Source organism: Leptospira borgpetersenii serovar Javanica, assembly GCF_003046425.1.
Taxonomy (GTDB): domain Bacteria; phylum Spirochaetota; class Leptospiria; order Leptospirales; family Leptospiraceae; genus Leptospira; species Leptospira borgpetersenii.
The window spans coordinates 165,001-170,000 of record NZ_QAJG01000001.1 but is presented as its reverse complement, the minus strand read 5'-3'; the positions used below and the strand labels follow the sequence as shown (position 1 = coordinate 170,000).

The window sequence follows — 5,000 nt, the reverse complement described above, 5'->3', positions numbered from 1 at the left end:
ATACATTCCACAATACAGTCTTCGTCTTTTTCGATTCCTTGACCCCGGATTCCTTTTTCTTTTAAAAGATAGAGTAACGTTCCGTTTCCACAGCCGAGATCCAAAACTCTGGAACCTGCGGGAATCAGATCGAGAATATATGCAAAGTCCGGTCTTTCTTTCAGAGCCAGATCAATGGATGTTTTTTTTTCAAGAGGGGTCATGGACTGGATTGGTTTTCTAAAAATCCCTTTAGTATTTCGATTTGTTTCGGATTTTTCAAGAGAAAAGAATCATGGCCTTCTCCGGATTGAAGTTCCAAATAGAACACTCGTTTATCGGCGGCTTCTAGAGACTTTACGATTTCCCTTGATTGAGCCGGAGGATATAACCAATCCGAACTGTAAGACACGATTAAAAATCTGCAAGTTGCGGTAGAAAGAGCCGCCGTCAATTCTTTCCCTTTGCCAAGACTATAGTGATCTAAGGCTTTCGTAACGTAGATATAAGAATTTGCGTCGAATCGATCCACAAAACTTTCTCCTTGATAGATGAGATAACTTCCGACGGCAAAGTCTGTGGTTAAGATGTTTCCTCGGGGAGGGTTTCTGCCGAATTTTTCTCTCATCTTGTCATCCGAAAGATATGTGATATGACCGACCATTCTGGCGAGGGCCAGCCCTTTGCGGGGAGAATTTTCATCGTAGAGCCCATTGTTCCAATTCGGATCGGACAGGATTGCTTGTCTTCCGACTTCGTTGAATGCGATTTGCATCGCGGAATGTTCCGCGGTGGAAGCCATTACGATGCAGTTCAAAAGGGAATCGGGGTAGGCGATGCTCCATTCCAAGGCTTGCATTCCACCCATAGAACCACCCGCTACACAAAAAAGTTTATCGATTCCCAAAAATTCTACCAAAAGTTTTTGAGCTTTCACCATATCTTGGATCGAAACGAAAGGAAAACGAGAACCGTAAGGAGTTCCGGTTTCCGGATGAATCGAGAGGGGCCCCGAAGAACCTTTACAGCCACCGATTACGTTTGAACAAATGATGAAGTATTGATTTGTATCGAAGGATTTACCGGGGCCAATGTAGTCGTCCCACCAGCCGGGTTTTTTATCCGACTCGGAGTGATAACCAGCGGCGTGTGCGTCTCCCGATAAAGCGTGGCAGATTAAGATCGCATTGTTTTTAGAAGGCGAAAGAGTGCCGTAGGTTTCATAGGCAATGACGACTGGAGATAAAATGGAGCCGTTCTTTAAAGGGAGTTCTTTGAACTCTGCGTATTTGGTTTCAATGATTCCGATCGATCCAGATTCATTCATAAGATTTGGTTGTCACTTTCTTTCTCACTGGTTAACTTTCCAGTTACTTTCTTAAATGAGAAAAAGTGATCGTTTGAAATGCTAAGTTACTTCCATACTCTAGGGAATGCTGTTTCGGGACGCGATGTTGTAAGGAGCAATTCGGTGAATGGACCAACTTTGGATATGTGTAGAGGCTTGTAGAATCGAATTGCTCGGACGTATCTTTTTTCTTAGAGCCCGTTCTCAAAACTGTCTTCTGAATGTAAGAGTTCCCACAGGAACCGTTGCATTGGCGTTCTTTCCTCTCGTTTAAAATTGTAATAGTTCTTACATTTTTGTTAAGCTCAAGCGTCTTGCTTGCGCTCGAAGGGTCTTTTAGCATTCGGTCAATTTTTCCTTTTTTCGTATTCTGAGAATTTTTGTGCGAAAGTCAAACAAGAATCCGTTATGTTGAAATTAAATTCCGTTCATGCGGATGGAATTGCCAAAAATTTCCTTTGCAATTCTAAAGGTTTCTGATTCTATTACCCCCAAAGGTTTAGATTGTTTATTCCGAATGAAAGTTGGGTTAGAATTTTAGGTTTGGCTCTTGTTCGTTCCGATAATAAAGCAAGACTTTACGATAGCGGGATTTTCTAAAGAATCTTCGGTGACAGATCCGATATGTTCAAGCGTCTGAAATATTATTTCACATTTCTATTTCTTTTTTTTACGATACAAACAGGAATTCAGGCACAGCTTTGGACGCCGCCGGGGAGGCAGTATCTGCATCCCACCGATCCGTTCACTTACGATCTCGGGATAAATAAATACCAGAAGGATTATTATCTCTACGTCGCTCCGACCGTGAATTTAAATTTCGGAGGAGATTTCGGAGCATCCTTGACCGTACCTTTGAACTTTTTGATATACGACGTGGACCCGAAACAGGAAAATTCCAGGATCGGTAAGTTACGGTCCTTCGATTACAATGAAAAGAGCGATTATCTTCGATTGATCAATAATATTTGGTTCGGTCAGTTCGGCAAATACACTCCTGGGGAAATTACGTATTCTGCGTATCTTGGGAAGTTGTTCGACGGTTATATCGGTCACGGAACCATCGTGAATCGATACGTAAATAACCAGCGTTTGGATGTGTATAACGTAGGACTTCAAACTGACATGAACAGCGATTATGGCGGGGTACAGGTATTTTCAAATTCGGTTTATACGAGGGAAGTCAGTTCGGCACGTGTTTACATTCGGCCTTTTGCTGTAGGATTCAAACTTTTCGATATCATCACCGGTCGTTCTAAATTCTTAACGATGCTCACGATCGCGCAAGGAAACGTAGCGGATGAAGCGGGAAGAAGAAAAGTCTACGAAGAAGTGGGTGCAGAAGAAAAAGAATCGTATCGCGCTTTGATTGAGGATCAGAAGACACAGGAAAAAAAAGAGGAAATGATTCCTGCGGATAAAAAACCGGAAAAGCCGCAAAATCTGAAGGAACTTTTCAATCAGGATAATTTTGCCAATCGATTTGCGATCGGTTATACGACTGCTTTTGACAATAAAGCTCCACTTGAACTCAAGTTCGATTCGACAGGAGAACTTAGGGTGAACGAAAGTAATAACCCACTCGTCAAGTCCACGGAAAAACTAACGGTTACCGGTTTTGACTTGGAATACAAACTACTGGCCGCTAAATATATAGAACTGACTCCTTATTACGACGTGAACAAAATCAAACAAATAGAGAACGCTAAAGGGACACATTACGGAGCGATTTTACGATTGGGCGGAAAGGATATATATGTTCGGGTAAAGCCGGAATATAGAAATATGACGTCTACGTATATTCCGATGTATTTTGACAGTTTTTATGAACTGGAAAGATATCAGAGTAATTTGCAGAGTCATATTCCGCAGACAAAACTCGAAGTGGCAAAGTTGGCCGATCCCGACGGCCCTAAAATCAAGGGACATTTTACTACGGTCTTATTTAGTTTTTACAAATTTGCGGTCGAATCGAATTACGAAAATTATTCCGGACCCGATAACTCAAGGGTATTCCTAGGGGTATATATTCCGCTTGGAAGCATGTTTATTCTAAACGGATATTATATAAAAAAGGGTTTTGGTAAGAGTAAAGAAGCTTTTAAGTTGGATGATCGTTCTCAGGGAGCCCTTGAATTGGCGATCAATTTAGGAATTATCACCGTAAGGCTTCAGAATACTCGTAAATGGGTTTATGATACCGCATCCGGACAATACGAAGCTCAGGATGAACAGAAGGTAATGTTCTCGGGCGGTTTAAGTTTTTAGGAAAAGATTTTTTTCTTCGAGTCTTGAAAGAAGGAACGCAACGGCTGTTTCGGTGCGTAAGACACGGCTGGAAAGGTTTAACTCTTTAAAGCCGAAATGTTTCCAAAAATCGATTTCGTTTCGAACAAAGCCGCTTTCCGGACCGATTGCTACCAAGACTTGCGGTGTTTTAGAAGGCATTCCGAAATTTGAATCCGATTTTTTTTCTTCGATAATTTGTGGAAGTGTAGCTCCTCGTCGATCCAAAACGAAACGAAATGTAAAATCTACCTTTTTAAATTTCTCCAGAAGAATTGTTTCCGATCGATTTTTAAAATCGAAATGGATTTTTGGAAGAAAGATATTTTTCCCTTGTTCCATTCCTTCCAGAAGCTCCGATTCGATTTCGGTCGAATTCCAAACGGGAGAAGTAAGATATTCTCTCCTGGAATTTCTACTGACAAAAAAATGAATGGAACTAACTCCCCAGGTTCCGGCCAACTGAAGAATTTTTCTCACGGTGGGAGGTCGATTGATCGCGAGTAGAATATGAACTTCAGGGAAACGAGGGATCGGAACCAAAATCGGTTTGTAGATTCCGACGATTCGATTCGACTCGATTTTTTCTAGGATAAATTTTCCGAGGCTAGCGTCTATGAGCCCCGCTTTTAAACGGGCTCCTTCTCGTTTATTCAAAATATTGCATATGTGTTGGATCTTTTGTGGATCCTGAATGGAAAATCGGTTCGATTTCGCGATTCTCCATTCTTCTTTGCAAATCAGCAGATTCAAGAGGCAAAAGCGGGATTAGATTTCAAATTTGGGTTCCGGCTGTTCCTGAGGTGGTGGGGAAGGCTCTTCCGGAATGATTTCCCGAGGTCGAGTTTTTGGGGGAGAAGTAGTTGTGTTCGGAAACGGGTTTGAGTTTTGTAAATCCTGAAACGGAGAAAAAAAACAGGTTCGAACGATTCCGATCGCTAAAAGAATCAATAAAAAATTTTTTGCGAGTTTTTTACCCGGAGTTTGATCGAAAAGTCGGGGACGGGGATTTTGAAATCTATACTTAAGACTCGAAACGTTCTGTTTGAGATTTTCCCAAAACGAACGAAAGAAACTTTTACGATTGTATTTTTCAGAATCCTTTTCAAGGTAACCGCTACCGTTTTGGTAGGCTGTTTCCGGATCGAATGAAAACGATTCGTAACACCGCGGACACCGAACGGTCAGTTTTCCCAAATCGGTGGGAATTCTGAGGTCCGTCCGGCATCGGGGACAGGGGAGAATGTAACGCACTCTTCTTTAATAGCGGAGAGACTCTTTCAAAGCATCCACATTCTCTTTGTAATTTTCGTTTCCTAACTGATCGTTGTAATCGAAAATTTTGGTAAAGAGTCTGTCAAACTGATCTAAGTGTTTGATATAGAAT

At 41.6% G+C, this 5,000-nt stretch carries 6 protein-coding genes and 1 pseudogene (2 of these 7 only partly in view); 2 read left to right on the top strand and 5 right to left on the bottom strand.

Translation table 11 applies throughout. From position 1 onward, the window contains the following. A protein-coding gene (metW, locus tag CLV95_RS00770) for a methionine biosynthesis protein MetW (RefSeq protein WP_002721837.1) crosses the window boundary here: on the bottom strand, positions 1–203 show its beginning. The gene continues 415 nt to the left of window position 1, outside the view; 203 of the gene's 618 nt are visible here — the first part of the coding sequence; its start codon is at positions 201–203; its stop codon lies off the left edge, out of view. Next, on the bottom strand, positions 200–1,306 hold the full coding sequence (metX, locus tag CLV95_RS00765; RefSeq protein ID WP_002721939.1) for a homoserine O-acetyltransferase MetX: 1,107 nt from the start codon (positions 1,304–1,306) through the stop codon (positions 200–202). The genes metW and metX overlap by 4 nt, the downstream gene beginning before the upstream one ends. 148 nt (positions 1,307–1,454) lie before the next feature. Here metX and CLV95_RS18675 point away from each other — a divergent pair, with 148 nt between their 5' ends. Continuing rightward, on the top strand, positions 1,455–1,601 hold the full coding sequence (locus tag CLV95_RS18675; RefSeq protein WP_002731790.1) for a hypothetical protein: 147 nt from the start codon (positions 1,455–1,457) through the stop codon (positions 1,599–1,601). Positions 1,602–1,951: 350 nt separating this feature from the next. Beyond that, positions 1,952–3,595 (top strand): cytoplasmic membrane protein ImpL63, encoded by a 1,644-nt coding sequence (impL63, locus tag CLV95_RS00760; RefSeq protein ID WP_061236732.1) that lies wholly within the window; start codon positions 1,952–1,954, stop codon positions 3,593–3,595. Here the strand turns inward: impL63 and CLV95_RS00755 are convergent. The 3 genes and pseudogenes from CLV95_RS00755 to fcpB all read right to left on the bottom strand — a co-directional run. Further along, positions 3,584–4,366 carry a 16S rRNA (uracil(1498)-N(3))-methyltransferase gene (locus CLV95_RS00755; protein ID WP_002721948.1) on the bottom strand — a complete coding sequence of 261 codons (783 nt, stop codon included), beginning with the start codon at positions 4,364–4,366 and terminating at the stop codon, positions 3,584–3,586. The genes impL63 and CLV95_RS00755 overlap by 12 nt on opposite strands. Positions 4,367–4,381: 15 nt before the next feature. Continuing rightward, a complete protein-coding gene (locus CLV95_RS00750) occupies positions 4,382–4,810 on the bottom strand; it encodes a hypothetical protein (RefSeq protein WP_002721872.1) in 429 nt (142 codons plus the stop codon). 63 nt (positions 4,811–4,873) lie between these two features. Next, positions 4,874–5,000, bottom strand: a pseudogene (gene fcpB / locus CLV95_RS00745) (flagellar-coiling protein FcpB); it runs 703 nt beyond the window's last position.